Source organism: Bacillus sp. AFS023182, from assembly GCF_002560575.1.
Lineage (GTDB): Bacteria > Bacillota > Bacilli > Bacillales > Bacillaceae_G > Bacillus_A > Bacillus_A arachidis.
On record NZ_NTRO01000173.1, the window covers coordinates 1 to 2,709 of the forward strand.

2 protein-coding genes are annotated in these 2,709 nt (G+C 32.3%); both read left to right on the plus strand.

Features of this window, described 5'->3' with window-relative positions; genetic code table 11:
• The first annotated feature begins 811 nt into the window (after nucleotides 1-811).
• A complete protein-coding gene (locus CN288_RS28020) occupies nucleotides 812-1,357 on the plus strand; it encodes a DUF3967 domain-containing protein (protein ID WP_098303651.1) in 546 nt (181 codons plus the stop codon).
• Between the two features lie 949 nt (nucleotides 1,358-2,306).
• The coding region (locus CN288_RS28025) for a thiol-activated cytolysin family protein (RefSeq protein WP_176527767.1) at nucleotides 2,307-2,709 on the plus strand (403 nt) is incomplete at its 3' end.

The window sequence follows — 2,709 nt, forward strand, 5'->3', positions numbered from 1 at the left end:
TAGTAAATTGATATTATCTATGCTAAATATTTTAAATTTTTAGAAATTAAACCCTTACATTAGTTATGCAAAAAGTTAGAATTAGTGAGTCTGTAAATTCTTTCTTCCCCTAAGTGGTACAAGAAAAGAATGGATTATCACAAGAAAAGCAATGTTTAAATGATTTGGAGAGCCGAAATCTAAAGTTGAATAAAATAATCACTCGAATTTTGCGTCCAGGAAAAAACGGATGCTCAGATTATCTTGTATGACGAGATAAAGGACAAACCAATGCAATTATATTCAATGCATCTAAGTTCTTATAAAGGAGGAGATAGGGCGTTATAAGTGATTTTGGTTAAATGTTTAGGTATTTTATTTTATTTCTCATAAGAATAAATGTAAAATTTTACACACCGTATTTATAATGAAAAACAAATTAACCGAATTTAGGGGTTTCCTTGCTTTTTGTTTGGAGTGCTGGCTCGTCATGTGGGGACGAAACCCCACGTACTAAACGTATCAAAATTTTGAGTAAGAACTATTTTTGAACGAATGATCTAAGCGGTTCGGCTCTTATAATTGCTAGTCCAAGTCGAGAACAATTGCTTTGCTTTTTGTCCTTCGGCTTGGCGAAAAAGTCATACGAGACACTCGCAAACCTTATTTGAAGCAAAATCAGTTAAGTATTGATTCTTTTATATATTGCGTTTAGATGTTTAGGTGTTAAACTATTTGTATATTACTAAATAGCCATCTGAACAGAAAAACAAGGAAACCCTTGTTTTTCTGTTCAGATGTTTAGATGTGTAGAAAGATGGTGATCTGAACTGTGCAACAGAAAGACTGGTTATCAGCTGAAGAAGTAGCCAAGGAAATAAAAGTATCAGCTATGACTATAAAACGAAACTGTCAAACCTACAGTAGTTTTTTAAATTTCCAACAAGGTGAAAAGAACAAGTATTTAATTCATCAAGAATGTATACCTGTTTTTCAATTTATAGCTAAAATGAGAAATAAAAGAAACCTCAAAACAAAACAAATTATTGAGCTCCTCAGTAAAGAAGGATTGCCTGAATATATAGACATTGAACCTATCCAAATAACTAAACAACAACCTGAACAGATTCAAGTAGGACAAGTAGTTGTAGCTATTCAGGAAGTGGATAGAATTGTTGCTGAAAGAGTATCTGAACTGCTTAAAAAACATGAAGAAAATTTAAAGGAATGGTTAACTGAACAGCAAAAACAACAACAGGATTTTCAAAAAATTGATGAACGTGATCAAAACCTAATGGCTATGATCCGTGAAAACCAGGAGATTAAAAAATTGATTGCAGCCACCCAACAAAAAAAGTGGTGGCAATTTTGGAAATAGGAAAAGCCTTGCTTATATGCAGGGCTTTTTTATACAGAATTCTATACAGATTTTTGTACTAATAGGGGAATTTTGCCCAAATCCCCGAAAAGGGGGAATAAGATGGATTCATTATAAATTTATATGTTATTTCAAAAAGTACACTTTATGACAATGCTGAAAATCTAGACTATTTCATTTCAAAGCTACATCCTAATATGCAACATTGCATATTAGGATGTATTGATAAAACATAGGCGCTTACTATAATATAAATCACATCGTAGCAACGACAAAAGGAGGTGAAATCATATGGCAATCGCAATGGCAGTTTTAAAATTTATCGGTGGATTACTTCCATTCGTACAAGAACTTTTAAAAGCAGTAATGTAAGTTCGTTATTCAGCACAATTATTTATACAAATGATCTGTATAGCGAAGATGAATCAAGGTGCAGATTAGAGGAGGTGAAATCATATGGCAATCGCAACGGCAGTTTTAAAATTTATCGGTGGGATCTTTCCACTCGTACAAGAACTTTTAAAAGCAGTAATGTAAGTTCATTATTCAGCAATTATTCATAGGAATTATCATACAAATGATCTGTATAGCGAAGATGAATTAAGGTACAGATTAGAGGAGGTGAAATCATATGGCAATCGCAACGGCAGTTTTAAAATTTATCGGTGGGATCCTTCCACTCGTACAAGAACTTTTAAAAGCAGTAATGTAAGTTCATTATTCAGCAATTATTCATAGGAATTATTACACAAATGATCTGTATAGCGAAGGTGAATTAAGGTACAGATTAGAGGAGGTGAAATCATATGGCAATCGCAATGGCAGTTTTAAAATTTATCGGTGGATTACTTCCATTCGTACAAGAGCTTTTAAAAGCAGTAATGTAAGTTCGTTATTCAGCAACTATTTATAAACAATTATCATACCTTAATACGAAAAAAAGAAGGGAATGAATTTTTTGAAAATTACAAAAAGTGTTAAAGGAATCAAATTATTAGCATGTTTATTAGTTAGTTTAAGCACTATTAGTTATTCATCTATTTCCTTTGCTGAAACACCTAAAAGTAATTCAGCTGATGCAACAAAAAATGCAAGTGGCATTAATACTGGTATAGCAAATCTTAAGTATAATAATCAAGAGGTTTTAGCAGTAAATGGTGATAAAGTGGAGAGTTTTGTTCCGAAAGAAAGTACAAATTCAAATGGTAAATTTGTAGTAGTTGAACGTGAGAAAAAATCACTTACAACTTCACCAGTCGATATTTCGATTATTGATTCTGTGGCTAATCGTACGTATCCAGGAGCAGTACAACTTGCAAATAAGGCCTTTGTAGATAATCAACCTAGTTTGT